22 protein-coding genes are annotated in these 25,716 nt (G+C 61.5%); 16 read left to right on the top strand and 6 right to left on the bottom strand.

Annotation, left to right across the window (positions count from 1 at the left end; genetic code table 11):
- The first annotated feature begins 150 nt into the window (after nt 1-150).
- The 3 genes from hisS (at nt 151) to hisG (ending at nt 3,725) form a co-directional block, all read left to right on the top strand.
- Complete coding sequence (gene hisS / locus EV130_RS09235) at nt 151-1,743, top strand: histidine--tRNA ligase (RefSeq protein WP_074060361.1); 1,593 nt, start codon at nt 151-153, stop codon at nt 1,741-1,743.
- Nucleotides 1,744-1,911: 168 nt separating this feature from the next.
- A complete protein-coding gene (locus EV130_RS09230; RefSeq protein ID WP_074060362.1) occupies nt 1,912-3,033 on the top strand; it encodes an ATP phosphoribosyltransferase regulatory subunit in 1,122 nt (373 codons plus the stop codon).
- Nucleotides 3,030-3,725, top strand: a complete 696-nt coding sequence (gene hisG / locus EV130_RS09225) for an ATP phosphoribosyltransferase (protein ID WP_074060363.1) — start codon at nt 3,030-3,032, stop codon at nt 3,723-3,725. The genes EV130_RS09230 and hisG overlap by 4 nt, the downstream gene beginning before the upstream one ends.
- A gap of 72 nt (nt 3,726-3,797) precedes the next feature.
- Here hisG and EV130_RS09220 read toward each other — a convergent pair whose 3' ends face one another.
- Nucleotides 3,798-4,244 carry a DoxX family protein gene (locus EV130_RS09220; RefSeq protein WP_132551993.1) on the bottom strand — a complete coding sequence of 149 codons (447 nt, stop codon included), beginning with the start codon at nt 4,242-4,244 and terminating at the stop codon, nt 3,798-3,800.
- Nucleotides 4,245-4,462: 218 nt separating this feature from the next.
- On the opposite strand from EV130_RS09220, the gene EV130_RS09215 reads away from it, so the two are divergent.
- On the top strand, nt 4,463-5,173 hold the full coding sequence (locus tag EV130_RS09215; RefSeq protein WP_132660071.1) for a glutathione binding-like protein: 711 nt from the start codon (nt 4,463-4,465) through the stop codon (nt 5,171-5,173).
- A 359-nt stretch (nt 5,174-5,532) separates the two neighbouring features.
- Here EV130_RS09215 and EV130_RS09210 read toward each other — a convergent pair whose 3' ends face one another.
- From EV130_RS09210 to groES, 3 genes are all read right to left on the bottom strand, one after another.
- Nucleotides 5,533-5,994: a hypothetical protein gene (locus EV130_RS09210; RefSeq protein ID WP_132551994.1), complete on the bottom strand. Its 462-nt coding sequence runs from the start codon at nt 5,992-5,994 to the stop codon at nt 5,533-5,535.
- Between the two features lie 630 nt (nt 5,995-6,624).
- The gene (groL, locus tag EV130_RS09205) at nt 6,625-8,265 is read right to left on the bottom strand and encodes a chaperonin GroEL (protein ID WP_074060366.1); all 1,641 of its coding nucleotides are present in this window, start codon (nt 8,263-8,265) and stop codon (nt 6,625-6,627) included.
- 57 nt (nt 8,266-8,322) lie between these two features.
- A complete protein-coding gene (gene groES, locus EV130_RS09200) occupies nt 8,323-8,619 on the bottom strand; it encodes a co-chaperone GroES (protein ID WP_074060367.1) in 297 nt (98 codons plus the stop codon).
- Between the two features lie 356 nt (nt 8,620-8,975).
- Between groES and EV130_RS09195 the strand changes: the two genes are divergently transcribed.
- The 4 genes from EV130_RS09195 to EV130_RS09180 all read left to right on the top strand — a co-directional run bounded on the left by EV130_RS09195 (nt 8,976) and on the right by EV130_RS09180 (nt 14,729).
- Nucleotides 8,976-9,824, top strand: a complete 849-nt coding sequence (locus tag EV130_RS09195) for a TIGR01459 family HAD-type hydrolase (RefSeq protein ID WP_132551995.1) — start codon at nt 8,976-8,978, stop codon at nt 9,822-9,824.
- A 14-nt stretch (nt 9,825-9,838) separates the two neighbouring features.
- Nucleotides 9,839-10,822, top strand: coding sequence for a bifunctional riboflavin kinase/FAD synthetase (locus EV130_RS09190; RefSeq protein WP_074060369.1), 984 nt, complete (start codon nt 9,839-9,841; stop codon nt 10,820-10,822).
- A 244-nt stretch (nt 10,823-11,066) separates the two neighbouring features.
- Nucleotides 11,067-13,967: an isoleucine--tRNA ligase gene (ileS, locus tag EV130_RS09185; RefSeq protein WP_074060370.1), complete on the top strand. Its 2,901-nt coding sequence runs from the start codon at nt 11,067-11,069 to the stop codon at nt 13,965-13,967.
- A 138-nt stretch (nt 13,968-14,105) separates the two neighbouring features.
- Nucleotides 14,106-14,729: a hypothetical protein gene (locus EV130_RS09180; RefSeq protein ID WP_074060371.1), complete on the top strand. Its 624-nt coding sequence runs from the start codon at nt 14,106-14,108 to the stop codon at nt 14,727-14,729.
- 309 nt (nt 14,730-15,038) lie between these two features.
- Here the strand turns inward: EV130_RS09180 and EV130_RS09175 are convergent, their stop codons facing one another.
- Nucleotides 15,039-15,476: a nucleoside deaminase gene (locus tag EV130_RS09175; RefSeq protein ID WP_074060372.1), complete on the bottom strand. Its 438-nt coding sequence runs from the start codon at nt 15,474-15,476 to the stop codon at nt 15,039-15,041.
- A 91-nt stretch (nt 15,477-15,567) separates the two neighbouring features.
- On the opposite strand from EV130_RS09175, the gene EV130_RS09170 reads away from it, so the two are divergent.
- Genes EV130_RS09170 through EV130_RS09160 form a run of 3 tightly spaced genes read left to right on the top strand, consistent with a single transcriptional unit; the run spans nt 15,568 to nt 18,919 of the window.
- Nucleotides 15,568-17,469 carry a pseudouridine synthase gene (locus EV130_RS09170; RefSeq protein WP_132660069.1) on the top strand — a complete coding sequence of 634 codons (1,902 nt, stop codon included), beginning with the start codon at nt 15,568-15,570 and terminating at the stop codon, nt 17,467-17,469.
- Nucleotides 17,450-18,010 carry a 16S rRNA (guanine(966)-N(2))-methyltransferase RsmD gene (gene rsmD / locus EV130_RS09165; RefSeq protein WP_074060374.1) on the top strand — a complete coding sequence of 187 codons (561 nt, stop codon included), beginning with the start codon at nt 17,450-17,452 and terminating at the stop codon, nt 18,008-18,010. The genes EV130_RS09170 and rsmD overlap by 20 nt, the downstream gene beginning before the upstream one ends.
- Nucleotides 18,011-18,067: 57 nt before the next feature.
- A complete protein-coding gene (locus EV130_RS09160) occupies nt 18,068-18,919 on the top strand; it encodes a patatin-like phospholipase family protein (protein WP_420493379.1) in 852 nt (283 codons plus the stop codon).
- Here the strand turns inward: EV130_RS09160 and EV130_RS09155 are convergent.
- Entirely contained in the window at nt 18,916-20,724 is a 1,809-nt protein-coding gene (locus tag EV130_RS09155; protein WP_132660067.1) for a monovalent cation:proton antiporter-2 (CPA2) family protein, read from the bottom strand. The genes EV130_RS09160 and EV130_RS09155 overlap by 4 nt on opposite strands.
- A gap of 119 nt (nt 20,725-20,843) precedes the next feature.
- On the opposite strand from EV130_RS09155, the gene EV130_RS09150 reads away from it, so the two are divergent.
- The 5 genes from EV130_RS09150 (at nt 20,844) to EV130_RS09130 (ending at nt 25,568) form a co-directional block, all read left to right on the top strand.
- A complete protein-coding gene (locus EV130_RS09150) occupies nt 20,844-22,190 on the top strand; it encodes a TldD/PmbA family protein (RefSeq protein ID WP_132660065.1) in 1,347 nt (448 codons plus the stop codon).
- Between the two features lie 33 nt (nt 22,191-22,223).
- A complete protein-coding gene (locus tag EV130_RS09145; RefSeq protein WP_074060378.1) occupies nt 22,224-23,033 on the top strand; it encodes a 3'(2'),5'-bisphosphate nucleotidase CysQ in 810 nt (269 codons plus the stop codon).
- 61 nt (nt 23,034-23,094) lie between these two features.
- Nucleotides 23,095-23,343: a DUF4170 domain-containing protein gene (locus EV130_RS09140; RefSeq protein WP_074060379.1), complete on the top strand. Its 249-nt coding sequence runs from the start codon at nt 23,095-23,097 to the stop codon at nt 23,341-23,343.
- Nucleotides 23,344-23,520: 177 nt separating this feature from the next.
- On the top strand, nt 23,521-24,840 hold the full coding sequence (waaA, locus tag EV130_RS09135) for a lipid IV(A) 3-deoxy-D-manno-octulosonic acid transferase (RefSeq protein ID WP_132551998.1): 1,320 nt from the start codon (nt 23,521-23,523) through the stop codon (nt 24,838-24,840).
- Complete coding sequence (locus tag EV130_RS09130; protein ID WP_074060381.1) at nt 24,840-25,568, top strand: HAD family hydrolase; 729 nt, start codon at nt 24,840-24,842, stop codon at nt 25,566-25,568. Before waaA ends, EV130_RS09130 begins: the two co-directional genes overlap by 1 nt.
- Nucleotides 25,569-25,716 lie beyond the last annotated feature (148 nt).

The raw sequence follows: 25,716 nt of genomic DNA, 5'->3' as shown, positions 1-25,716 counted from the left end.
GCTAAGATGTTAAGGTCGTTCCCGCCCATTAGGTGGGCTGCCCTTCGATCTTCGATTCTGCCTTGCGCTTCAAGTCCCTGAGCCCTTGCCGCTATCCTTCCAATCCGCTAGGAAACCGCCACTGTCACGATTGAGCGGAATGCGTTGGAAATGAACGAGAAGCAGAAGAAACCACAAAAGCTCAAGGCTCGCTTGCCGCGCGGCTTCGTCGACCGTTCGGCCGCCGATATCCGCGCAGTCAACGAGATGATCGCAAGGATACGCGAGGTCTATGAGCATTATGGTTTCGATCCGGTCGAAACGCCGCTCTTCGAATATACCGACGCGCTCGGCAAGTTCCTGCCCGACAGCGACCGCCCGAACGAGGGTGTCTTCTCGCTGCAGGACGATGACGACCAGTGGATGAGCCTGCGCTACGACCTGACGGCGCCGCTTGCCCGCCACGTCGCAGAGAATTTCAACGAGATCCAGCTACCTTACCGCACCTATCGCGCCGGCTACGTGTTCCGCAATGAAAAGCCGGGTCCCGGCCGCTTCCGCCAATTCATGCAGTTCGATGCCGACACCGTCGGCGCGCCAGGCGTGCAGGCCGATGCCGAAATGTGCATGATGATGGCCGATACGCTGGAAGCCCTCGGAATCAAGCGCGGGGATTATGTGATCCGGGTGAACAACCGCAAGGTTCTGGATGGAGTGCTGGAGGCGATCGGCCTCGGCGACGAGGACAAGGCAGGACAGCGCCTCAACGTGCTGCGCGCCATCGATAAGCTCGACAAGTTCGGTCCCGAGGGTGTGCGGCTGCTGCTCGGCGAAGGCCGAAAGGATGAATCTGGTGACTTCACCAAGGGTGCGGGGCTGACGCCGCAGCAGATTGATCGATTACTTGACTTCATCAGTATCTTGCAAACGGCAGAAACGGCGCTCGGTTCTCACCCGTTGGTGCAAAACCCAGTGGCCGGTGACCAGGTTGACGTAGGGGCTATTTTTGACACGCTTCACAACAACTTCAAAGATTCTCCTAAAGGCATTGAGGGGGTTCTTGAGCTAAAGCAGATTTGGCAATTGGTTGAAGCAGCGGACTACGGTCCGGATCGCATCAAGATCGACCCCTCCGTCGTGCGCGGCCTAGAATACTACACCGGCCCGGTCTACGAAGCCGAACTGCTCTTCGACGTGACCAACGAAAAGGGTGAAAAGGTCGTCTTTGGCTCGGTCGGTGGCGGTGGCCGTTATGACGGTCTCGTCTCCCGCTTCATGGGCCAGCCGGTTCCAGCAACCGGCTTTTCGATCGGCGTTTCGCGCCTGATGACGGCGCTGAAGAACCTCGGCAAGCTTGGCCAGAGGGAGGTCATCGAGCCGGTGCTCGTCACAGTCATGGATGGCCAGGACATGGATGCCTTGGGCCGCTACCAGCGCATGACGCAAGAGCTGCGCGCTGCCGGCATCCGCGCCGAAATGTTCCAGGGCAACTGGAAGAAGTTCGGCAACCAGCTGAAATATGCCGACCGCCGCGGCTGCCCGATCGCCATCATCCAGGGCGGCGACGAGCGTGCGCAAGGCGTCGCGCAGATCAAGGACCTGATCGAAGGCAAGCGCCTGTCCGGCGAGATCGAGGACAATGCCAGCTGGCGCGAGGCGCGGGTGGCGCAGGAGACCGTCGCCGAGGCCGATCTTGTGGCCAAGGTGAGGGAAATACTGGCGGCTCAGGCGGAGGATCGCGCAAGGGCGGGCGGCAATGGGTGATTTTTTCCTCTCACCGCAAGGGCCATTGGCTTTGAGCCCTGCTGTCCTTCCCAACGCAGCCTTCGCTTGGTCGACTTGGCCGTTTTCCTCGTTCGGCAATCGCTGCGGCCTGGTCCTTTCCCCTTGTGGGGAGGGGTTGGGGAGGGATCTTTATCTGGGAGCCAGCCCATGGCCCTGATCAACCTCCCCGATTTCGCCAACGACCTCCTGGACGAATTTGCCGCCCGCAAGGCGGAGCGGATCGACACGCCGGTCATCCAGCCGGCCGAGCCCTTCCTCGACATTGCCGGCGAAGACCTGCGCCGCCGCATCTTCATGACGGAAAGCGAAACCGGCGCCAGCCTCTGCCTGCGGCCGGAATTTACCATTCCCGTCTGCATCCGCCACATCGAGACGGCAACCGGCACGCCGAAACGCTATTCCTATCTCGGCGAAGTCTTTCGCCAGCGCCGCGAGGGTGGAAACGAATTCTATCAGGCAGGCATCGAAGACCTTGGCGACATCAATATCGCCAGCGCCGACGCCCGCGCGGTCGGCGATGCGACCGGCATCCTGGCGCGGCTTCTTCCTGGCAAACGCATCACGGTCACGCTGGGCGATCAGGCTGTCTTCGAAGCTGTGGTCCAGGCGCTCGGCCTGCCGCTCGGATGGCAAAAGCGGCTGATCCACGCCTTTGGCAGTATGGGCCAGCTTGAAGCGCTTCTTGCGAGCCTCGTCAGTCCCCAATTCGTGACCGACCTCGATGACGATGTCGCACGGCTGATTACCGCCGGCGACGAGGCGGCGCTGATCGCCCACATCGACGCGACGATGAACAGAACAGGCTATTCCTCGAATGCCAGCCGCTCCCCGGCTGAAATCGCCCGTCGGCTGAAGGAGAAGCTGGTCCTTTCCGAAACGCGCCTCGATGATGCGGCCTTCCGCGTGCTCGAAGAGTTCCTGTCGCTGAGGGTGCCGCTCATCAATGCGTCGGCTGCTCTGGCCGGTTTTGCCGATGCGGCCGGATTGAAGCTCGGCAATGCGCTGTCTCGCTTCGATGGCAGGGTAGCCGCCCTCGGCAATGCCGGGATCGACCTCGGCTCCATCGATTATCGCGCAGCCTTCGGTCGCCCGCTCGATTATTACACCGGCCTTGTCTTCGAGGTGGGCATCCAGGGTTCGTCCGCCGTGCTCGCAGGCGGCGGACGCTTCGACAGGCTGTTGACGCTGCTGGGCGCCAAGGATCGTATTCCGGCCGTTGGATTCTCGCTCTGGCTCGACCGCATCGAAACGGAAAGGGCGGCCCCATGACCATCACCATCGCGCTGCCCTCCAAGGGCCGGATGAAGGACGATGCCTCCGCACTTTTCGAGCGCGCCGGCATGAGGATCATCGCCGTCGGCAACGACCGCTCCTATCGCGGCCGTGTCGAAGGTTGGGACGACGTCGAGATCGCCTTCCTGTCGGCCACAGAAATATCCCGCGAACTTGGCAGCGGCACCATCGATTTCGGCGTGACCGGGGAAGACCTGGTGCGCGAAGGGTTGGCGGAAGCCGACAAGCGCGTCGAATTCAGCGCCCGCCTCGGTTTCGGCCGCGCCGACGTGGTGGTTGCCGTTCCTGAGATCTGGCTCGATGTCGACACCATGGCCGATCTCGGTGATGTCGCGGCGGACTTCCGTGCCCGCCATGGCCGCCGTTTGACCATCGCGACCAAGTATTGGCGGCTGACGCAGCAGTTCTTCTCCAGCCAGCATGGCATCCAGCTCTATCGCATCGTCGAAAGCCTTGGCGCGACGGAAGGGGCCCCGGCCTCCGGCTCGGCCGATATCATCGTCGACATCACGTCGACGGGCTCCACCTTGCGGGCGAACCATCTGCGGGTGTTGAACGACGGTGTGATCTTGCGCTCGCAAGCCTGCCTCGTGCGCGCCCGCAAGGAGAGCCACGCGGGCGAGCCGTCGGTGGCAAGGGTCATAGAGGCGGTGCGCAGCGCCCTTTGATTTCAAAAATCCGAACGAAAAACCCGCCGTCTTTCGACGGCGGGTGGCTTATGCTTGGGAGGATTTTTGCGCTTAGGCGGTGAGCGCATATGCGCCGCGGCGTGCGTCGAGCGAATAGGCGCCCGGGCCGAAGGTGGCGAGGAGGATATAGGCGCCGGCAAGGGTAAGGTTCTTCATCAGCATGATCTGGTTGAGCACGTTGATCCAGCCATTGGCTGCAGCCGGGAAATCCGGAACATTGATCGTGCCGCTGTGGAAGACGAGGCCGGTGAAGGCGCAGAAAAGGGCGAGCGCCCAGCCGACGATACGGGTCTGGAAGCCCACGAGGACGGCAAGCCCCGCAACAAGCTCAAAAAGGCCAGCGCCATAGGCCAGAAGCGTTGCGGCAGGAAGGCCGGCCCCGCTGATCATCCCGGCTGTGCCGGCCGGATCGGTGAGCTTACCGAAGCCGGACATGATGAACATAAACGAAAGCAGGATGCGGGCAACAAGAAGGACGATGCTGTTGGTATTCGACATGGACGCGATCTCCGTTTGAATTGATCTGGAGGTCCCCGTGCCCCGGCACCGTCTGAACCTCGATTGCCCGGTGTTGTCGCCTTTTTCGGCTGCGATGAAAAGATAAACAAAAGAGGATGCTTTGTTCACTAATCTGAAACAGTCTCCCCGCTGAGCGGCTTGTCTTTTTCGCCGCCGGTCTTCTATGTTCGCCCCCCAACCTCCCAGGAGACAAAAGCATGGCAGACCTTTCCGCATTTCCGATTACCAAGCGCTGGCCGGCGCAGAATCCGAATATTATCCAGCTTTATTCGTTGCAAACGCCGAACGGTGCGAAGATTGCGATCGCCCTGGAAGAGCTCGGTCTGCCTTACGAGGCGCATTACATCTCGTTTGCAACCAACAATCAGAAGTCTGCCGAATTCCTCTCGCTCAATCCGAATGGCCGCATACCGGCGATCATGGATCCGAACGGGCCGGGCGGGAAGCCGATCGGCCTTTTCGAGTCAGGCGCGATTCTCCTTTATCTCGCGGAAAAAACCGGCCAGCTCCTCCCGCCGGATGCTGTGGGACGCTACGAGACCATCCAGTGGGTGTTCTTCCAGATGGCGGGCATCGGCCCGATGTTCGGCCAGTTTGGCCATTTCTTCAAATTCGCGGCTGAAAAGATCGCCAATAATTCCTATCCGATGGAGCGTTACCGCGACGAAGCCAAGCGGCTGCTGGGCGTGCTGGAAGGCCGCCTTGAGGGACGGCAGTGGATCATGGGCGAGGCCTATACCATTGCGGACATCACCACATTCCCATGGATCCGCGGCGCCAACATCTTCTACGGCGGCCGGGAAGTCCTGGACTATGCAAAGTTCCCCTCCGTCATGGCCTGGCTCGAACGCTGCATCGCGCGACCGGCAAGCGCCAAGGGTTTGAACATTCCCGTAAAGCCGGAGTGATCCGGCCCAAAGGAAGGGCGGGTCACAGGAAGCGGCGTGCCCGAAGCGTCGCTGGGACGACTGCGTCGGACCGGACAATCCGGTCCGCTTCATCGAAGCTTTCGTGGATCTACTGGATCCAACGATCATGGTGTAATCCGTGCGAGCCGAAGGCGAAAGGGCGCCCGCGCCATGATCGAGCCACCTTCTGGCCGGCTGACCCGGCGCTCTTCGCGCACATTGACCAGATTGGCCGAAAATCCGACCATGGTCGCGGTCGATCACGAGATTCCTCCCAGTCTGCCTGACGCTCGCGCCCGATTTCGGTTGTCGTCAAGAGCCCGCTGTCTCGCTATGGGGGGTCGCAGGATCTGCTGTCCTCAAGATGCTTGCGCCTGATCCCGGCTTGCCGTCTGGTTTGATCCTTCCTGTGTGAAGCGCGGAAAGATGAAGACCCCCGCCATGCTACCACTGAACTTTTTCTCCACACCGCTCGACTGACCCATGCAGAAAACCGGCTGACACAGGCCGTTCGGCATCATGATCGTGGTGGAAAAGCAGAAGGACGATGAAACAGTTGTAGCTTGCTCGAGAAGCGCGATGATATGCCCGCGATCTTTCGGATCATAGCAGCGCAGCAGGCTCAGAAGGCCGCATTCATGTGCCGAAAGGCCATGCAGCATGCTACTCCAGTCGCCGAGGCGGATCATTCCGCTCGAAAAGTCGCCCTGCCAGGCCTCAAAGACCGAAAATTGAGCAAGCATTTCCTGGTGGCGATGGCTCAGATCCAGCGATCCAGGCATCAGGGGGGCGGCAAGAGCTGCATTGGCGATCTTAAACAAGAGGTTCCCCGGTTCAGGCGCAGTCTCGGCTGCGCTGCGGTCAGAGCGAAACAGGGTCATACGGCGCCAGGCATCCTGCCTGCGGTCTAAAACCTCGATCGCCGGGGCAACGAGGCTCGCTCTTGCTTGTCGCGGAAACATCCGTCGGCGAATGTTCACGCGGGTTACGATGGCGGTCCGGTCTCACTGGCGGGTGAGAACGATCCTCGAACGCAGATCGATTGCAGCGGATTTATAGGAGCTTTTCGCCAAACGGCAACGGCTTTTTCGGGGCTGATCCCAGTCCGCTCAATACGGCCTCATCAGGCAATTTGGCTGGAAAGCGTCGCAAGAGAAGTACAAAAACCAGTCTGTGATCGTTTTCACGCGGTTTCAGGTCGCGACGCAACTTTTTTTGCCCGCCGGATACCGGTCCAAGCGAAAATTCGAACATTTACTGAAAATCTGGCGGCGCAAGCTTCGCGAAAGCTCCGGCTGGTGGCGTCAAGAAGACAGGCAATGTCTAGACGTTTCGCCAGGTCGATGCCTTTGCCGGGTGCTGCGCAGCTGCGAATTCGCGCTCAAAAAAAGGGCGGTCAGAGACCGCCCTTCCTGAACTGAACCGGATGGCTCAGATGCGAGACCTCAGTCTCACATCATGTCCATTCCGCCCATTCCGCCCATGCCGCCGCCCGGCATTGCCGGAGCTTCCTTCTTGGGCAGCTCGGCGATCATGGCTTCCGTGGTGATCAGCAGCGAAGCAACTGAAGCTGCATTCTGCAGAGCCGTACGGACGACCTTGACCGGATCGACGATACCCATGGCGATCATGTCGCCATACTCGCTCGTCTGGGCGTTGTAGCCGTAGTTGTCGTCATTCTTGTCGAGGATCTTTCCGACGACGATCGAAGCTTCGTCACCAGCGTTGTCGGCGATCTGGCGAACCAGCGACTGCAGCGCCTTGCGAACGATGTTGATGCCGGCTTCCTGGTCGTCGTTCACACCCTTGGAGGTGATCTTGACGGAGGAGCGGAGCAGGGCAACGCCGCCGCCCGGGACGATACCTTCCTGAACAGCAGCGCGCGTCGCATTGAGAGCGTCGTCGATACGGTCCTTCTTTTCCTTCACTTCGACTTCCGTCGAGCCGCCGACGCGGATGACGGCAACGCCGCCGGCGAGCTTGGCAAGGCGTTCCTGCAGCTTCTCGCGGTCGTAGTCGGAGGTGGTTTCTTCGATCTGCGCCTTGATCTGTGCAACGCGGCCTTCGATGTCGGACTTGGCGCCGGCGCCGTCGACGATCGTGGTGTTTTCCTTGGAGATCGAAACCTTCTTGGTGCGGCCGAGCATGTCGAGCGTGACGGACTCGAGCTTGATGCCGAGGTCTTCGGAGATGACCGTGCCGCCGGTGAGGATCGCGATGTCCTCGAGCATGGCCTTGCGGCGGTCGCCGAAGCCCGGAGCCTTGACGGCAGCAATCTTCAGCCCGCCGCGCAGCTTGTTGACGACGAGCGTTGCAAGTGCTTCGCCTTCGACGTCTTCAGCGATGATGAGCAGCGGCTTGCCGGTCTGGACGACAGCTTCGAGAACCGGAAGCATCGACTGCAGGTTCGAGAGCTTCTTCTCGTGCAGCAGGATGTAGGCGTCTTCGAGGTCAGCAACCATCTTTTCCGGGTTGGTGACGAAGTACGGCGACAGGTAGCCACGGTCGAACTGCATGCCTTCGACGACTTCGAGTTCGGTTTCGGCGGTCTTGGCTTCTTCGACGGTGATGACGCCTTCGTTGCCGACCTTCTGCATGGCCTCAGCAATGTCACGGCCGACCTGGCTGTCGCCGTTTGCGGAGATCGTGCCGACCTGAGCTACTTCTTCCGAAGTGGAGATCTTCTTGGCCTTGGCCTGGAGATCCTTGACGACTTCGCTAACGGCGAGATCGATGCCACGCTTCAGGTCCATCGGGTTCATGCCCGCTGCAACGGCCTTGTTGCCTTCGCGAACGATGGCCTGTGCGAGAACTGTTGCGGTCGTGGTGCCGTCACCGGCGATGTCGTTGGTCTTCGAAGCGACTTCGCGGACCATCTGGGCGCCCATGTTTTCGAACTTGTCGTCCAGTTCGATTTCCTTGGCGACCGACACGCCGTCCTTGGTGATGCGCGGCGCGCCGAAGGACTTGTCGATGATGACGTTGCGGCCTTTCGGGCCGAGCGTTACCTTGACTGCGTCAGCGAGGATATCGACGCCGCGCAGCATCTTTTCGCGCGCGGTGCGGCCGAACTTAATTTCTTTAGCTGCCATTTTGAAAACTCCTGAGAAGGGTTGTCAGCGATTTCGAGTAAAAAGCGACCGGCTGGATCAGCCGATAATGCCCATGATGTCGGCTTCCTTCATGATCAGAAGGTCTTCGCCGTTGATCTTGACTTCTGTGCCGGACCACTTGCCGAACAGAACGCGGTCGCCAGCCTTGACGTCGAGAGCGACGACCTTGCCGGCTTCGTCACGAGCGCCGGAACCGACGGCGACGATTTCGCCTTCCTGCGGCTTTTCCTTAGCGGTATCGGGAATGATGATGCCGCCTTTGGTCTTTTCTTCGGACTCAACGCGGCGAACGACGACGCGGTCGTGAAGGGGGCGGAAATTGGTGCTTGCCATTGTCTAATCCCTCGATCAAATGACATTCGCAGGCCGGGCGGCCCACATGGATAAGTGTTAGCACTCTCCGTAGAGGAGTGCTAGCGCCGAGCATTTAGGGATGGCTCCGGAAGGAGTCAAGAAGACCCATCACGGAATTTTGCGCCGGAATTGTGAAGAGGCCGGGAATTGTTGAATCATCGCCCGGTTCAACCCGTGTCGGTTGCCGGAGCTTCGGAGGCGCGCAGGCTGTCGACGGCGTGGCGTGACTCTGGTGCAATGTACGATGGTTTTTGCTGAAGAACGCCCAAAACCCCTTGCCATCGCGGCATGCCTTTGCAATGTCACGCCTGACTGAAAGCAAATCGGGAAATCGGATGGCCAAGCGGATTGGAAGTTTTGCGGAGATCACCAGCCAGTATGATGCGATTTTCTGCGATGTCTGGGGCGTGCTTCACAATGGCGTCGATCCTTTCCCCACTGCCGCTGCTGCTCTGGAAGCGGCGCGCGACGAGGGGCTTGCCGTCATCCTCATCACCAATTCACCGCGAATCGCGCCGCAGGTCGTCGCCCAGCTTCGCCAGATCGGCATCCAGGACGGCGCCTATGACCGGATCGTCACCTCCGGCGACGTCACCCGCGGCCTGATCGCCCAAGGCCCGAAGAAGGTGTTCCTGCTCGGCCCGGATCGCGATCTGGCCATCATCGAAGGTCTCGGCGTCGAACGCGTCGATGCGAAGGACGCCGAAACCGTGGTCTGCACCGGTTTCTTCGACGACGAGACGGAAAAGCCGGAAGACTACACCGATATGCTGGAGGATTTTCAGGCGCGCAACGTGCCGATGGTCTGCGCCAATCCGGACCTTGTCGTTGAACGTGGGCACCGCATCATCCCCTGCGCCGGAGCCATGGCTGCCTATTACCACCAGTTGGGCGGCGAGATCCGCATCGCCGGAAAGCCGCACGCGCCGATCTACGACGCCGTGCTGGCAACTGCGCACGAGCTTCGCGGCGATTTCCCGAAAAGTCGCATTCTTGCCATCGGCGACGGCATGCCGACGGATGTGCACGGCGCTCTCGATTACGGCCTCGATCTCCTCTATATCAGCGGCGGCATCCACGCGAAGGAATACACGCTGAACGGCGAGACCGACGAGGCGATCCTGCATGCCTATCTCGAACGCGAGAAGGCCGCGCCCAAGTGGTGGATGCCGCGCCTCGCATAAGAAGAAGCCCGCCGATGACCGTTTTTCACCGCAATGAAACCCGCGAACCCCTGCCTGACCACTTGAAAGGCGGGGTAATTGCCATCGGCAATTTCGACGGCGTCCATCGCGGCCATCAATCGGTCCTGAACCGCGCGCTGGAAATCTCGAAGGAGCGGGAGATCCCGGCACTGGTGCTGACTTTCGAACCGCATCCCCGCACGGTCTTCAGGCCGGAAACACCGGTCTTCCGCATCACGCCTGCACCTTTGAAGGCCCGCATCCTGGAGGCGATCGGCTTCAACGCCGTCATCGAATATCCCTTCGACCGCGAGTTCTCGCAGCGCTCGCCGGACGACTTCATTCACGGCATCCTGAAGGACTGGCTGGGTGCCTCCGAAGTTGTCACCGGCTTCGATTTCCATTTCGGCAAGAATCGCGAGGGCGGCCCGGCCTTCCTGATGGATGCCGGCCATAAATACGGTTTCGGCGTCACTCTGATCGACGCATTTCGCGACGAGAATGCCGAGGTCGTCTCATCGAGCCGCATCCGCGAGTTGTTGAAGGAAGGCGATGTCGGCCAGGCGGCCGCGCTGCTCGGCTACCGCTATACAGTCGAGGCAGAGGTGATCGGCGGCGAAAAGCTCGGCCGCGAGCTCGGTTTTCCAACCGCAAATATGCAGCTTCCACCGGAGGCCGACCTTGCAGCCGGTGTCTACGCCGTTCGCTTCCGTCTGGACGACGCAAAGCTCTACGATGCAGTTGCGAGCTACGGCCGTCGCCCGACGGTGATCGAAAACGGTGCACCATTGCTGGAGACCTATCTCTTCGATTTCAGCGGCGACCTCTACGGCCGGACCTGTTCCGTCTCCTTCTTCGGCCACCTTCGGCCCGAACTGAAGTTCGACGGCCTGGACGCGCTCGTCGAACAGATCAAGCGTGACGAGCAGGAGGCGAGGGCGCTGCTTGCGGGTGTCCGGCCGCTCGGCGATCTCGACCTTAAGCTTTGTTTCGTCTGATGCCGCGATGCCGGCTGGCGCGGCCTCAAATCCCTCTTCCTTTTCCCGGCAAAAACGCCTATGAACCGCCGCTATGAATAAAGTCCGGCTGTCGAGTGCGATGCGAATTATCGGCCCGGCCTTCCGCGCGCGCTGAGCGGCCGGAAGGTCCGGGTTTTGGGCGCTTGGGCAAACGAGCGCTTCCGTCATCAAACATTTTTGAAGCCGTCGCGCCTTGAAGGCGCCCAGAAACGATTGCTGAAACATGACCGACACAGCCGAAAAGTTCGACTACTCGAAGACCCTCTACCTGCCCGAAACCGACTTCCCGATGCGCGCCGGCCTGCCGCAGAAGGAGCCGGAAATCGTTGCACGCTGGCAGCAGATGGGCCTCTACAGGAAGCTGCGCGCATCCGCCGCCGGACGCGAGAAGTTCGTCCTCCACGACGGCCCTCCCTATGCGAACGGCAACATCCATATCGGCCATGCGCTGAACAAGATCCTCAAGGACGTCATCAACCGCTCGTTCCAGATGCGCGGCTTTGACGCCAACTACGTTCCCGGCTGGGACTGCCACGGTCTTCCGATCGAATGGAAGATCGAGGAGAAGTACCGCGAGAAAGGAAAGAACAAGGACGAAGTTCCGATCAACGAGTTCCGCAAGGAATGCCGCGACTTCGCCGCAGGCTGGATCAAGGTTCAGTCCGAGGAGTTCAAGCGCCTCGGCATCGAGGGCGACTTCGATAATCCCTATACGACGATGAACTTCCACGCGGAATCGCGCATTGCCGGCGAGCTTTTGAAGATCGCAAGAAGCGGCCAGCTCTACCGCGGCTCAAAGCCGGTCATGTGGTCGGTCGTCGAGCGCACTGCGCTGGCGGAAGCCGAAGTCGAATACGCCGATGTCGAAAGCGACATGATCTGGGTGAAGTTCCCCGTCGCCGAGGGCCCCGCTGCACTGGCAGGCGCCTTCGTGGTCATCTGGACGACCACACCATGGACGATCCCGGGCAACCGCGCGATCGCCTTCTCCTCGCGCTACTCCTATGGTCTGTTCGAAGTTGCGACCGCCGAGAACGACTTCGGGCCGCAGCCGGGCGAGAAGCTGATCTTTGCCAAGCGCTTGGCTGAGGAATCCGCTGCCAAGGCGAAAGTGACCTTCAATTTCGTTCGCGATATCAAAGCGGATGAACTTGCCGCCGTCACCTGCGCCCACCCGCTGCACGGCCTCGGCGGTGGGTATGATTTCCAGGTTCCGCTGCTTGATGGCGAGCATGTGACCGATGACGCCGGAACCGGTTTCGTCCATACCGCCCCCAGCCACGGTCGCGAGGACTTCGATGCCTGGATGGACAACATGCGGGAGCTTGAAGCGCGCGGCATTTCGTCGACGATCCCGTTCCCGGTCGACGATGCCGGCTTCTTCACCGTCGATGCGCCCGGCTTCGGGCCGGATGCGGAAGGCGGCGCGGCGCGTGTTATCGACGACAGCGGCAAGAAGGGTGATGCCAACGAGCGTGTCATCAAGGCGTTGATCGCCCGTCACGCGCTCTTCGCACGGGGCCGCCTGAAGCACTCGTATCCGCATTCCTGGCGCTCGAAGAAGCCGGTCATCTTCCGCAACACGCCGCAGTGGTTCGTCTATATGGACAAGGAGCTCGGCGACGGAACGACGCTGCGCTCGCGTGCGCTGAACGCGATCGATGCAACCCGCTTCGTACCGGCTGCCGGCCAGAACCGCCTGCGTGCGATGATCGAACAGCGCCCGGATTGGGTGCTTTCGCGCCAGCGCGCCTGGGGCGTGCCGATCTGCGTCTTCGTCGACGAGCAAGGACAGATCCTGCAGGACGACGAGGTCAATACCCGCATTCTCGAAGCCTTCGAAAGCGAAGGCGCCGACGCCTGGTTCGCCGAAGGTGCGCGGGAGCGTTTCCTCGCCAACAAGGCGAACGAGCCGTGGAAGCAGGTCATGGATATCCTCGACGTCTGGTTCGACTCAGGCTCGACGCACACCTTCACGCTTCAAGACCGCCCGGATCTTAAATGGCCGGCCGATCTTTATCTCGAAGGCTCGGATCAGCATCGCGGCTGGTTCCATTCCTCACTGCTCGAATCGGCTGCTACCCTCGGCCGCGCGCCTTACGACGCAGTCCTCACCCATGGCTTCACCATGGACGAGAAGGGCGAGAAGATGTCGAAGTCCAAGGGCAATGTCACCGCGCCGCAGGAAGTGATGAAGGATGCCGGTGCGGATATCCTCCGCCTCTGGGTCATGACCTCCGACTACGCGGACGACCTTCGCGTCGGCAAGACGATCATTCAGACGAATGTCGATGCCTACCGGAAGCTTCGCAACACGGTCCGCTGGATGCTTGGCACGCTTTCCCACGACAAGGGCGAAGTGATCGCGCTCGCCGATCTGCCGGAGCTGGAACGGCTGATGCTCCACCGCCTGGCCGAGCTCGACGAGCTCGTGCGCGAGAACTACGATGGCTTCGACTTCAAGAAGATTGCGCGCGCGCTGATCGACTTTGCCAATGTCGAGCTCTCGGCCTTCTATTTCGACATCCGCAAGGACGCGCTTTACTGCGATGCTCCGTCGAGCCTGCGACGCCGTGCGGCTCTCCATGTCATCCGCAATATCTTCGATTGCATGGTCACCTGGATGGCGCCGATGCTGCCCTTCACGATGGAAGAGGCGTGGCTGTCGCGCGATCCAAAGGCGGTCTCGGTTCATCTCGAGCAGTTCCCGGCGATCCCGGCTGAATGGAAGAACGAAGCGCTGGCCGGCAAGTGGAAGAAGGTCCGTGCGATCCGTTCGGTCGTGACCGGCGCTTTGGAGATCGAGCGCAAGGACAAGCGGATCGGCTCGTCGCTGGAAGCAGCGCCCGTCGTGCATGTCACCGACAGCGTGCTTCGCGCGGCTCTTGACGGGCTGGATTTCTCGGAAATCTGCATCACCTCCGGAATTGCCGTCGATGTCACCGAGGGGCCTGCCGACGCTTTCCGGCTGCCGGAAGTTCCCGGCGTCAGCGTCGAGCCGGCACTTGCCGAGGGAACCAAATGCGCCCGGTCCTGGCGCATCACCAAGGATGTCGGCTCCGATCCGCAGTATCCGGATGTATCGGCGCGCGATGCCGCTGCATTGCGTGAACTCGGGTTGTAATACTGAAGAAAAATGCCGGATGAATTGCTCTTTTGCAGTTCATCCGGTAGAAGCTGCCTGAAAATGGCCGGATTTTTACGTCAGGGGGACGTCATCCGGTAGGGCGATGATTGCACCGGCATGGCTGGAAGGGTTTTCATGTTAGCGACGCGTTGGTTCCGTGTAGGCGCTTGCCTGACTGTTGTTGTGACAGCGGGTTCGATAGCTTCCGGCTGCAGCCCGACCTACGGTACAGGCACGTCGGCGATGGCGCAGCTTGGGGACGATCTCGGCCAGTCCGTGTCCCTGGCTCCCCGTGAGCCGAAGAACAAGGGCGTCAAGTACACGCCGCGCCCGACGCTGGTCTTGCCTGCCCAGGCTTCCAAGGAAGCGCTGGTCGAGCCGCAGCAGACGATCGCCAGCAAGGAAAATCCGCAGTGGGTCGAGTCGCCGGAAGAAACCCGTGCTCGCCTCGTCAAGGAAGCCGACGACAACGAAGACAAATATACCTATGTCTCGCCGCTCGCCAAGAACGGCGTCGAAGGCGGTCGCCAGACGACCGAAGCGCAGACCAAGGCCTACCGCGAAGCCCGTGCCCTGCAGAAGGGAGCCTATCTCGATCAGCGCCGCTACATTTCCGATCCGCCCACCACCTATCGCCAGGTCGACGATCCCGCCAAGCTCGAAGATCTTGGCGAGCCCGAGCTCAAGAAGGCAAAGCAGCGCAGGAAGGATGCCGCAGTTGCCGGCACCGGCAAGAAGTGGTGGAACTTCCTGCAGTAAGTTAAGGCCATATGAGGCTTGCCGCGCCGCAAACCAACGGCGAACGAGCGCGATGTGCAAAATCTGACATTTGAAAAGAATGCAGCCGGTGAAAGCGCGCTCGTTCCGGGGTGCCTGCCGTGCGCGATCATCAGGATGAAGATGGCGTCGTCAAGTGCCGGCACGAAGAGAAGGCCGTGAGCCGGCTCGCCGACCACTTCACCTTGTCCCGCCTAGCCCCGCATAGGGGTCCGCATAGACCTTTGCACGGTATCTTCTCAGCGCCGGGCGCCCCCTGCAAGCGAGGCGGCGAGAACAACAATGCTCGGGTCATGGAAGCTCTCTCTTTTCGGCAAAGAACGTTCTGAGGATGTCCGCCGATTCCGTTTCGTTCAAACCGGAATAGACCTCCGGAGCGTGATGGCAGGTCGGCTGGGCGTAAAACCGCACACCATTGTCGACTGCCCCGCCTTTGGGGTCTTCGGCACCGTAGTAGAGCCTGCGAATGCGCGCGAACGAAATAGCTGCGGCACACATGGTGCAGGGCTCCAGCGACACGTAGAGGTCGGCGCCAACCAGGCGCTCCTGCCCCAGGACTTCGCAAGCCATGCGGATCGCAGCCACTTCGGCATGGGCCGTGACGTCGTAGAGCTCCCGCGTCCGGTTGCCGGCGCGCGCAACGACGGCGCCATCGAGCACCACCACGGCGCCAATCGGCACTTCGCCACGCGCGCCTGCTGCTCGCGCTTCGTCAAGGGCCATCTCCATAAACCGATTTGTCTTCACGATCCGGCAATTTCCCACTTAACCGCAAGGGCGCGACCTGATAGACAGGCCCCAAAAGGCAGGCAAACAACAAATGACATTCAAAGACAAGTCAAAACGGCCGGGCGGCAGGCCCTCCGCGCACGATGGGCGGCCGAAAACCGAAGGCAAACCGGCAAGAAGCTTGCCCCCCAAGGTAGCAGTTGCCGAGACCGAAGGCGAAACCAAGGCGGAACGCATCTCCAAGGTCATGGCGCGCGCAGGCGTTGCCTCGCGCCGCGACATCGAGCGCATGATCATGGAGGGCCGAGTGACGCTGAACGGCAAGACGCTCGATACTCCGGTGGTCAACGTGACGCTTACCGACAAGATCGAGGTCGACGGCGTGCCGATCCGTGGCATCGAGCGCACGCGCCTCTGGCTCTATCACAAGCCGGCCGGTCTGGTGACCACCAATTCCGACCCGGAAGGCCGCCCGACGGTGTTCGACAACCTGCCAGAAGAGCTGCCGCGCGTCATGTCCATCGGCCGGCTCGACATCAATACCGAAGGCTTGCTGCTGCTGACCAATGACGGTGGTCTTGCCCGGGCGCTCGAGCTGCCGACCACCGGCTGGCTCCGCCGCTACCGCGTGCGCGCCCATGGCGAGATCGATCAGGAAGCGCTCGACAAGCTGAAGGACGGCATGGCCGTCGACGGCGTGCTCTACGGCTCCATCGAAGCGACGCTTGACCGCACACAGGGTTCCAACGTCTGGATCACCATGGGTCTTCGCGAAGGCAAGAACCGTGAAATCAAGAACGTGCTCGGCGCGCTCGGCCTCGATGTCAACCGTCTCATCCGCGTTTCCTATGGTCCGTTCCAACTCGGCGATCTGCCGGAAGGCCATGTCGTTGAAGTGCGCGGACGCACGCTGCGCGATCAGCTTGGCCCGCGCCTGATCGAGGATGCCAAGGCGAACTTCGATGCCCCGATCTACAACGCGCCTGCCCTTGCTGCCGAAGAAGAGGTGGAAACGAGGCCGGAGAAGCGCGAGCGCTCCCGGAAGCCTGGGGACAAGCGCGAGCGGGCCTTGAGCCGCCTCGACACCAAGCGTGACGATCGCCGCGATGACCGCCGGAATGGCAGGCGCGAAGGCGACCGCGATGTTGGCCGCAAGGAAGACGACCGGCCCAAGCGTCCGGCACTGGGCAGCCGCAGAAACGCCAACGTCTGGATGGCGCCCGGCGCCCGCCCGCTCGGTGAAAAGGCGGCAGCCAAGGCTGCGAAGAATGCCCCGACCGCCCGCAAGCGTGGCGAAAAGCCGGGCAGCAGTAAGCCGCAGCCCTCGGGCCATGGCGACGACCGGCCACGCGTGCAGATCAACCGCGCCCGCGACGAAGAAGGCGAGTGGATCCGATCCAGCGAAGTTTCGCCGAAGTCCAGGGATGACGGCGAGGGTTTTGGCCGCAAGCGCTCGTTCGGCGATCGTCCAGCACGCCCCGATCGTGGTCTTGGCGACCGTCCGGCGCGTGGCGAGCGCCCGTCCGGCGACCGGCCTTCGCGCGGGGACCGGCCTTTTGGCGACAAGCCTCGCGGCGAGCGCAGGCCACGTGCTGAGGGTGATGAGCGTCCCCGCTCTTTCAGTGACCGTCCGGCGCGTGGCGAGCGTGCGACCGGCGAGCGGCCTTCGCGCGGGGACCGGCCTTTTGCCGACAAGCCCCGTGGCGAGCGCAGACCACGCGAAGAAGGTGACGAGCGCCACCGGTCCTTCGGCGATCGTGCGCGCACTGCCCGCAGCGCTGCCGGCGAGGGCCGCATTGAACATCCGCGCGGCGAAAGGCCTTTAGGCGACAAGCCCGGTGGCAAGAGCTTCGGCAAGCCGGGCGGCTCCAAGAAATTCTCAAGCAAGCCTAAGGGCGATCGGCCGGGCGGTGGCGGAAAGCCTTCGGGCGCGCCCTCGCGCGGTGGACCGAAAGGAAAGGGAACGACGCGCGGTGCGGATCGTCGGAGGTGAGTTTCGCGGACGGCCGCTCGCCGTGCCGAAATCGAACGACATCCGGCCGACTGCCGACCGGACGCGTGAGAGCCTGTTCAATATCCTGAGCCACGCCTATTCGGAATGCCTCGACGGCACCCGGATCCTGGATCTTTTCGCCGGCACCGGCGCCGTCGGGCTTGAAGCCATCTCGCGCGGCTGCCGTCATGCGCTCTTTGTCGAAAACAGTGTCGAGGGAAGGGGGCTTCTGTGGGAGAATATCGATGCGCTCGGCCTCCACGGCCGCACCCGTATTCTGCGGCGTGACGCCACGGACCTGGGTTCTGTCGGCAATCTCGAGCCTTTCAGCATGCTTTTCGCCGATCCACCCTATGGCAAGGGCCTGGGTGAAAAGGCAATGGCAGCGGCCGCCAGGGGCGGCTGGCTCGTTCCGGGCGCGATTGCCGTTCTCGAAGAGCGGTCGGATGTTGCCGTTTCGGTTGATCCTTCCTATCTCTTTCTCGAAGATCGCATCTTTGGCGATACAAGGGTTCATTTCTTCCGCTACCAGCCTGAATAGGGGCGGCGGGTTATCCGGAGTTGGGTTGTGCGGCAGGCGGTTATTGCAAATAACGAGATGCCTGTTGCGAGCCGCATGCCGACGGTTGCCATTGCCTTCGGCGGCGGCGGCGCCCGTGGGCTCGCCCATATCCACGTGATCGAAGCCCTGGACGAGCTCGGCATCCGACCCGTTGCGATTTCCGGCGCCTCGATCGGCGCCATCATGGGTGCAGGCATGGCGGCCGGCATGAGTGGCGAGGCGATCCGCGAGCACGCGCTGATGACGGTCGGTAACAAGACGGCTGTCGTCAGCCGCATCTGGGGTCTCCGGCCGCAGACGGTCCGCGATGCCGTCGCAAAGGGAATCCGTATCGGCCAGTTCAATCTCGAGCGCATCCTCAAGGCCTTCCTGCCGCCCGGCCTGCCGGATCGCTTCGAAGATCTGAATATCCCGATGAACGTCATCACGACCGATTACTACGGTCAGAGCGAAGTCATCATAGGCGAAGGAGCGCTGTTTCCGGCGCTTGCCGCATCGTCTTCCATTCCTGCAGTCTTCATGCCCGTTCGTCTGCACGGCCGGGTGATGATCGATGGCGGCATCAGCAATCCAGTCCCCTACGAGTGCCTGATGGATATTGCCGACATCGTCATCGGTGTCGATGTCGTCGGTGCGCCGGAAGGCGACGGCACACATATCCCCAACCGCATGGAAAGCATCTTCGGTTCCGGCCAACTGATGATGCAGACGGCAATCACGCTGAAACTCAAGCTCCAGCCGCCGCACATCTTCTTGCGCCCGGCCGTCGGCCGCACCGGCGTGATGGATTTTCTAAAGGCGCGCGAGGTATTGGCCATGTCTGCGGGCGTCAAGGATGAACTGAAGCGCGCGCTTGATCAGGAATTCGAAGCCCGCCTCAGAGCTTAGGCATCCGCCGTGACGTCGGCCGTTCCCGCTAGCGGATCTTCGTCAAAATCCATCGTTCGCTTGGGCTTCACCAGCGGTTCTGGCCGGACCGGCTGGGAAAAGAGCATGTCGCGGCCCGCCTGTAGCCCACCGGTTACCTGAAGCGCCAGGCGCTCCTCGTCGCGCTTGCGGATATCCTCGCCGATCTCCAAGGCGTCCGCCTCGTCGACTCCCAGCGCCTCTAGCGTGCGGCGGCCGAAAAGCAGGCCCGATTCCAGCGTTTCGCGCAATTCGTAGTCGACGTTGCGATTCCTGAGCGCGATTGAATGGACACGGTCGTAGGAACGTACGAAAAGCCTTGCATGCGGATATTCAGCCTGCACCAGGTCTACCACCTTATCGGTGATTTCCCGCTTGTGCGTGCAGACGACGACGATCTTCGCCTTGTCGATGCCGGCCGAGCGCAGCACGTCCTTGCGTGTTCCGTCGCCGAAATAGATACGGAAGCCGAAGGAGGACGCCTGTCGGATACGGTCGGCGGAGAAATCGATGACCGTCACGTCGCGCCCGCCCGCGAGCAGGATCTGCGCGGCGATCTGGCCGAAACGCGAGAAGCCGACCATCAGAACATCGGCGCCCGCACCCTTGAAGTCTTCATCGAGCTCCTCCTGATCCTCGCCTTTCAGCATACGTCTTGAAAGTGCGGCCCCGAGCGGAGTCAGCGCCATCGAGAGTGTGACGATGGCGACCAGGAGCGATGCCGTGCTCGAGGGCATCAGCCCCACCGCACCGGCAGTCGTGAACAACACGAAGCCGAATTCGCCGCCCTGCGGCAGCAGGAAAGCGATGCGGATGGCATCGTCTTGCGAAGAACCGCTCACCCGGCACAGGCCATAGATGATCACAGCCTTGACGGCCATCACGATCGGCACCGCGACGACGATGAAGAGCGCGTTGTCGATCAAAACATCCAGTTCCAGAGACAGGCCGACCGCCATGAAGAAGATGGCGAGAAGCACGCCGCGGAAAGGTTCGATGTCGGCCTCAAGCTCATGCCGGTAGGAGGATTCGGCGAGCATGACGCCGGACAGGAACGCTCCCATCGCCATGGAAAGCCCGGCAAACTGCATCAGGCTTGCCGATCCCATGACCACGAAAAGTGCCGCGACGATCATCGCCTCGCGTGCCCCGGTCCTCGCGATCACCTGGAAGAGCGGCGTCAGCAGATAGCGCCCCATGACGATCATCGCACCGACGGCACCGATCGCGATCGCAAAGTCCAGAAGCGGCGTATTACTGCCGGTTCGTCCGTCGAGAACGGTAATCAGCGCCAAGAGCGGCACGATTGCCAGGTCCTGGAAGAGCAGCATCGAAAAGGACCGCTGCCCGTATCTGGTGTTCACCTCGCCAGCATCATCGAGGATCTGCATCGCAAAGGCAGTGGAAGAAAGCGCCAGCCCAAAGCCCGCAACGACGCTTCCGCGCCAGTCGAGCACGCCGGAGAAATAGGCAAGCGCCGTCAGCGCCAGTCCCGTCAGCATCACCTGCCCGATGCCGAGCCCGAAGATGTCGCGTCGCATCTGCCAGAGCCGCTGCGGCTTGAGCTCGAGGCCGATGATGAAGAGCAAAAATACGACGCCGAGCTCGGCAACGCCCAAAACCTGCTCGCCGTCTGTGATGCCATGGAATATCGGACCGATAACGACGCCCGCGGCAAGATAGCCGAGCACCGTGCCGAGCCCGAGCTTCTTGAAGATTGGGGCGGCAACGACCGCGCCGCCGAGCAGCAGGATCGTTTCGGAAAAGAGGGCATTGGAGGCGGACATGTCGCGGCGTTTCTTTCAATGAGGGGAAGCGCGCAAGCCGCGCGAAAAAGAATCGGCGGCGGCGGCCTTGATGCTTTCGGAAGTGCACAATAAATGGAAGCCCAAGGAAAGGCCAAATCATGTCCGCAGAAATAGATTCCTCGACACTTCTTTCCCGTGCAAGCCAGTTGATCGATCTTGCCAGGGCGGCCGGCGCCGATGCCGCCGATGCTGTTGTCGTGCGCTCGCGTTCGCAATCCGTCGCCATCCGCCTCGGCAAGGTCGAAGGCACTGAATCGTCTGAGAGCGACGATTTCTCGCTGCGCGTCTTCGTTGGCCGGAAGGTCGCGAGCGTTTCGGCCAATCCCGGCTTCGACCTCAAGGCGCTGGCCGAACGCGCTGTCGCGATGGCAAAGGTCTCGCCTGAAGACCCCTTCGCCTGCCTGGCCGACGAGCAGAAGCTTGCGAAATCCTATCCCGATCTTGAGCTTTTCGACCCGACGGAAGTTTCCACCGACATGTTGCGCGAGGCAGCGCTTGCGACTGAGGCCGCCGCGCTTGAGGTCAAGGGTGTCACCAACTCGTCCGGCGGCGGAGCCTCCGCTGGATTCGGGGGGCTGGTGCTCGTCACCTCGCACGGCTTCCAAGGCAGCTATATGGGTTCGCGCTTCGGCCGTTCAGTCAGCGTCATTGCCGGCGAAGGCACAAACATGGAGCGCGATTACGATTACGACAGTCGCCTTTATTACGCCGAACTCGACGAGGCCGCCGAAATCGGCCGCCGCGCCGGCGAGCGTGCGGTCAAGCGCCTCAATCCGCGTCAGGTCGATACCGGCAAGGGGATCACTGTCGTCTTCGATCCGCGCATTGCTCGCGGTTTTGTCGGTCACATCGCCGGCGCCATCAATGGCGCGTCCGTCGCGCGCAAATCCAGCTTCCTGCGCGACAAGATGGGCCAGCAGGTGCTGAAATCCGGCCTTTCGATCACCGACGATCCGCTGATTGTCCGCGGCCCGTCCTCGCGTCCGTTCGATGGCGAAGGCATTTCCGGCGAGCGGCTGGTGATGATCGAGGACGGTGTCCTCAAGCATTGGTTCCTTTCGACTTCGACGGCCCGTGAAATCGGCATGGAAACCAATGGCCGCGGCGTGCGCAGCGGCAATTCGGTGACGCCCGCTTCGACGAACCTCGCGCTCGAACCGGGCGATATCTCGCCGGAAGAGTTGATCCGGAGCGTCGGGAACGGCTTCTACGTGACTGAACTTATCGGCCAGGGTGTGAATATGCTCACAGGCGAATATAGCCGCGGCGCGACCGGCTTCTGGATCGAAAACGGCGAGCTGACATTCCCCGTCTCCGAAGTGACGATCGCCTCGAACCTCAAGGAGATGTTCATGCGCGTAACGCCCGCAAACGACATCGATCGCAAGTATGGCGTAGCAGCTCCGACACTGGCGATCGAGGGAATGACGCTTGCGGGACGCTAGAGCGCCCCGACCTGTTGGAATTGGATTGATGTAATGTGTGACGTTCGGACGGCCCGCTGGCAAAGCGATCTCGAATTGATCGCGGGTGCCGCGAAAAAGGCGGGTGATGTTGCTCTCGGTTTTTTCAATCAGTCGCCCGAGGTCTGGTGGAAGAATGGAGGCCGCTCGCCCGTCAGCGCTGCCGATTTCGCCGCCAACGAAACGCTGGAATCCATCCTGCGCCGCGCCAGGCCGGATTATGGCTGGCTTTCAGAAGAGACCGAGGATAGCGCGGCCCGTCTGTCGGCCGAGACGCTTTTCGTCATCGATCCGATCGACGGCACGCGCGCCTTCCTCGGCGGCCTTAATCTGTGGTGCGTTAGCGTCGCCGTCGTCCATCGCGGCAGGCCGGTTGCCGGAGTACTGTATGCTCCTGCCCTCGACGAGCTTTTCGAGGCGGTCGAAGGCGGTGCGGCGATGAAGAATGGCAAGCCTATCGCCGTATCGGCCAGTGGGCCCGATACCGTCAGTCGATTTGCAATCGGTGAGGACATCCTGAAGGCGTTCCCCGATCCCTTCCGGCGGAAGATCGAAAGGGTGAAGCACGTGCCCTCGCTCGCCTACCGCATCGCGATGGTCGCCGATGGACGTCTTGAGGGTACCTTCGTCAAGCGCAATTCGCATGACTGGGATCTTGCGGCAGCCGATCTCATCCTCGAACGCGCCGGCGGCCGGCTGACCGATCTCGAAGGACGCTCGATTGTCTACAACCGTTCTGAAGTCAGTCATGGCGAGCTTTGCGGCGCCGCCGGCCCTCGCGTTGCGGAGTTCCTCGAAGGGCTTGCTAAAATACGAAGCAGTTGACGTTTTCGTCAAAATCCCGCAGATGAAAGCGCGGAGGAGACGAGAAAAGAAAGAGAAGAAAATGACGGAATCTGGCGACAAAAAGCAGCTCTTGCATCTCGTATTTGGCGGCGAACTGGAAAGCCTGACCGAAGTTCAGTTCCGCGATCTGAATGATCTCGATATTGTCGGTATTTTTCCTGATTACGCCTCGGCGCTAACGGCCTGGAAGGCCAAGGCGCAGTCGACCGTGGACAACGCACATATGCGTTACTTCATCGTCCATATGCATCGCTTGCTCGATCCGCAGAACAAGGCTGGAAATAACTGATTTCAGCCTCGCACGCGCCCGATACCGCCCCATTCGGCAGGGCCGCCCTTGCGCATTGTTGGATGGGCGCCACAGGCGATTGACGCATTCTGAACAAATTACTCGGTCATTCCGGCCGCAACAATAATTGATGGGAATGGGTTTGATGTCGATCATCGCTGATCGGAGGCATTTTAGATGAGTTCGCCAAGAGCGCGGTTCGCGCTGGGCCTCTATCGAACGGCAGGGGTCATCGCCTCTCCGATCGTCGGCGCCTATCTCGCCTACCGGACCGCGAAGGGCAAGGAAGAGCGTGCGCGTCGCACGGAGCGCTTTGGTTATGCCAGTGCAAACCGGCCGCAGGGACCGCTCGTCTGGTTCCACGCGGCGAGCGTCGGTGAGACCAACGCCGTCATTCCCCTTATCCGCGAAATCCGCCGCCGTGACATTCATGTGATCCTGACGACGGGCACGATCACCTCGGCAAGGCTCGCAGCCGAGCGCATCGGCAATGAGGCCATCCATCAATATGTGCCACTCGACCTGAAGCCTGCCGTCAGCCGCTTCCTCGAATACTGGCAGCCGGATTGCGCCATCATTGCAGAGTCGGAAATCTGGCCGGCGACCGTCATGGAACTCGGCCGCCGCCGCATTCCGCAGATCCTCGTCAATGCGCGCATGTCGGATCGCTCCTTCGCGCGCTGGCAGCGCCGCACGGCCATCGCCGAGGCGCTGTTCGAGAACCTCGCGCTTGTGATCGCCCAGTCGGATATCGATGCCGAGCGTTTTCGCGATCTCGGGGCAAGGCACGTGACGACCTCCGGCAATCTCAAGGTTGATACCGACGCACCGCCTTATGACACATCCGTCCTCGCCCGCTACAAGAAGCAGATCGGCGATCGCAAGACATGGGCTGCGATCTCCACTTTCGAAGGTGAGGAGAATGCCGCGGCGGTCGTTCATCGCACGCTGAAGGAGCGAAACGGCCAGCTGACGATCATCGTGCCGCGCCACCCTGAGCGTTCCGATGAAATCGAAGAAATGCTCGTCAAGCAGGGTCTCAAGGTTGCTCGCCGCACGCGCGACGACGTACTCTCGCCGGATGTCGATATCTTCCTCGGCGATACCATCGGCGAAATGGGCCTTTACCTGCGGATGACGGAAGTTGCCTTCGTCGGCCGTTCGCTCTTTGCCGAAGGCGGGCAGAACCCGCTTGAACCCGCGATGCTGGGCTGCGCTGTACTTTCCGGCAGCAACGTCCAGAATTTCCGCGACGCCTACCAGAAGCTTGCCCGCCGCGGCAGCGCCCGCATGGTGCGCGATACCGAGATGCTGGCCAAGGGGGTGCATTATCTACTCATCAATGGCGAGGCACGCCGCAGTATGATCGAGGCCGGCGTCGCGGCCGTGCAGGAAATGCGCGGCGCGCTGACGGCGACAGTAAAATCGCTCGAGCCTTACATCAATCCACTGACGGTGAAGGCAAGACTGCTGCCGAGGTCGATGGCGGAAGGCTGATGGAAAAGATGACGGCTACGCAAATCAAGGGCATCCTCTTCGACAAGGACGGCACCTTGCTCGATTATGATGAGAGCTGGCTGCCGGTGAACCGTGAATTGGCCCGCATCGCCTCGCAAGACGATCCGGTGCTCGCCGACCATCTGCTGCTGGCAACCGGAATGGACCCGGCGACCGGCCATATCGTGCCCGACAGTCTCTTGGCTGCCGGCAATACCCGGCAGATCGCCGAGGGGCTGGTGGCGGCGGGCTCCAGGATCGATGTCGTCGAACTGACGATCAAGCTCGACGCTCTCTTTTCCCATGCTGCCGACTTTTCCGTACCGGTCACCGATCTTGCCGCCTACTTCGGCCGCCTGCACCGCCGCGGCTTCAAGCTTGGCATCGCCTCCAGCGACAACGAACGCTCCATCCGCCAGACGGCACAGCGTTTCGGTTTCGCCGAGTTCGTGCACTACATCGCCGGTTATGACAGCGGCTTCGGAAGCAAGCCGGACGCTGGAATGGTCCTCGGCTTCTGCAAGGCGACCGGGCTAGAGCCGGCGCAAGTGGCGGTCGTCGGCGACAACAATCACGACCTGCACATGGGCCACAATGCCGAGGCGGGCCTGAAGATCGCCGTGCTGACGGGCACCGGCTCGCGGGAATCGTTGGCTGCCGCATCCGACTATTGCCTCAACGATATCACCGAACTCGAGGGACTGTTGCCGAACCTGCAACTGGCATGATTGCCGACCGTGCGGGCCCAGTCATACTTGCCGCGAGGTGCTCTCCCGATCTCTGTGCTCGTCAAGCCGCGCCATGTCCATGGCGCGGCAGACTTTTTTATATCCTTGTTTCATTTGCAGCGCAGGCGCACCGTGGCTTCCTTTGACG

The sequence above is a fragment of the Rhizobium azibense genome (genome assembly GCF_004342325.1).
GTDB lineage: Bacteria > Pseudomonadota > Alphaproteobacteria > Rhizobiales > Rhizobiaceae > Rhizobium > Rhizobium etli_B.
Note: the sequence above shows the minus strand (reverse complement) of the source record. Positions and strands in the feature narration are given on the sequence as shown.

What these genes read in the sequence shown, in the direction of transcription:
- hisS (WP_074060361.1), top strand. Translation starts at nt 151, where the DNA reads ATGAACGAGAAGCAGAAGAAACCACAAAAGCTCAAGGCTCGCTTGCCG.
- EV130_RS09230 (WP_074060362.1), top strand. Translation starts at nt 1,912, where the DNA reads ATGGCCCTGATCAACCTCCCCGATTTCGCCAACGACCTCCTGGACGAA.
- hisG (WP_074060363.1), top strand. Translation starts at nt 3,030, where the DNA reads ATGACCATCACCATCGCGCTGCCCTCCAAGGGCCGGATGAAGGACGAT.
- EV130_RS09220 (WP_132551993.1), bottom strand. Translation starts at nt 4,244, where the DNA reads ATGTCGAATACCAACAGCATCGTCCTTCTTGTTGCCCGCATCCTGCTT.
- EV130_RS09215 (WP_132660071.1), top strand. Translation starts at nt 4,463, where the DNA reads ATGGCAGACCTTTCCGCATTTCCGATTACCAAGCGCTGGCCGGCGCAG.
- groL (WP_074060366.1), bottom strand. Translation starts at nt 8,265, where the DNA reads ATGGCAGCTAAAGAAATTAAGTTCGGCCGCACCGCGCGCGAAAAGATG.
- groES (WP_074060367.1), bottom strand. Translation starts at nt 8,619, where the DNA reads ATGGCAAGCACCAATTTCCGCCCCCTTCACGACCGCGTCGTCGTTCGC.
- EV130_RS09195 (WP_132551995.1), top strand. Translation starts at nt 8,976, where the DNA reads ATGGCCAAGCGGATTGGAAGTTTTGCGGAGATCACCAGCCAGTATGAT.
- EV130_RS09190 (WP_074060369.1), top strand. Translation starts at nt 9,839, where the DNA reads ATGACCGTTTTTCACCGCAATGAAACCCGCGAACCCCTGCCTGACCAC.
- ileS (WP_074060370.1), top strand. Translation starts at nt 11,067, where the DNA reads ATGACCGACACAGCCGAAAAGTTCGACTACTCGAAGACCCTCTACCTG.
- EV130_RS09180 (WP_074060371.1), top strand. Translation starts at nt 14,106, where the DNA reads ATGTTAGCGACGCGTTGGTTCCGTGTAGGCGCTTGCCTGACTGTTGTT.
- EV130_RS09175 (WP_074060372.1), bottom strand. Translation starts at nt 15,476, where the DNA reads ATGGAGATGGCCCTTGACGAAGCGCGAGCAGCAGGCGCGCGTGGCGAA.
- EV130_RS09170 (WP_132660069.1), top strand. Translation starts at nt 15,568, where the DNA reads ATGACATTCAAAGACAAGTCAAAACGGCCGGGCGGCAGGCCCTCCGCG.
- EV130_RS09160 (WP_420493379.1), top strand. Translation starts at nt 18,068, where the DNA reads ATGCCTGTTGCGAGCCGCATGCCGACGGTTGCCATTGCCTTCGGCGGC.
- EV130_RS09155 (WP_132660067.1), bottom strand. Translation starts at nt 20,724, where the DNA reads ATGTCCGCCTCCAATGCCCTCTTTTCCGAAACGATCCTGCTGCTCGGC.
- EV130_RS09150 (WP_132660065.1), top strand. Translation starts at nt 20,844, where the DNA reads ATGTCCGCAGAAATAGATTCCTCGACACTTCTTTCCCGTGCAAGCCAG.
- EV130_RS09145 (WP_074060378.1), top strand. Translation starts at nt 22,224, where the DNA reads ATGTGTGACGTTCGGACGGCCCGCTGGCAAAGCGATCTCGAATTGATC.
- EV130_RS09140 (WP_074060379.1), top strand. Translation starts at nt 23,095, where the DNA reads ATGACGGAATCTGGCGACAAAAAGCAGCTCTTGCATCTCGTATTTGGC.
- waaA (WP_132551998.1), top strand. Translation starts at nt 23,521, where the DNA reads ATGAGTTCGCCAAGAGCGCGGTTCGCGCTGGGCCTCTATCGAACGGCA.
- EV130_RS09130 (WP_074060381.1), top strand. Translation starts at nt 24,840, where the DNA reads ATGGAAAAGATGACGGCTACGCAAATCAAGGGCATCCTCTTCGACAAG.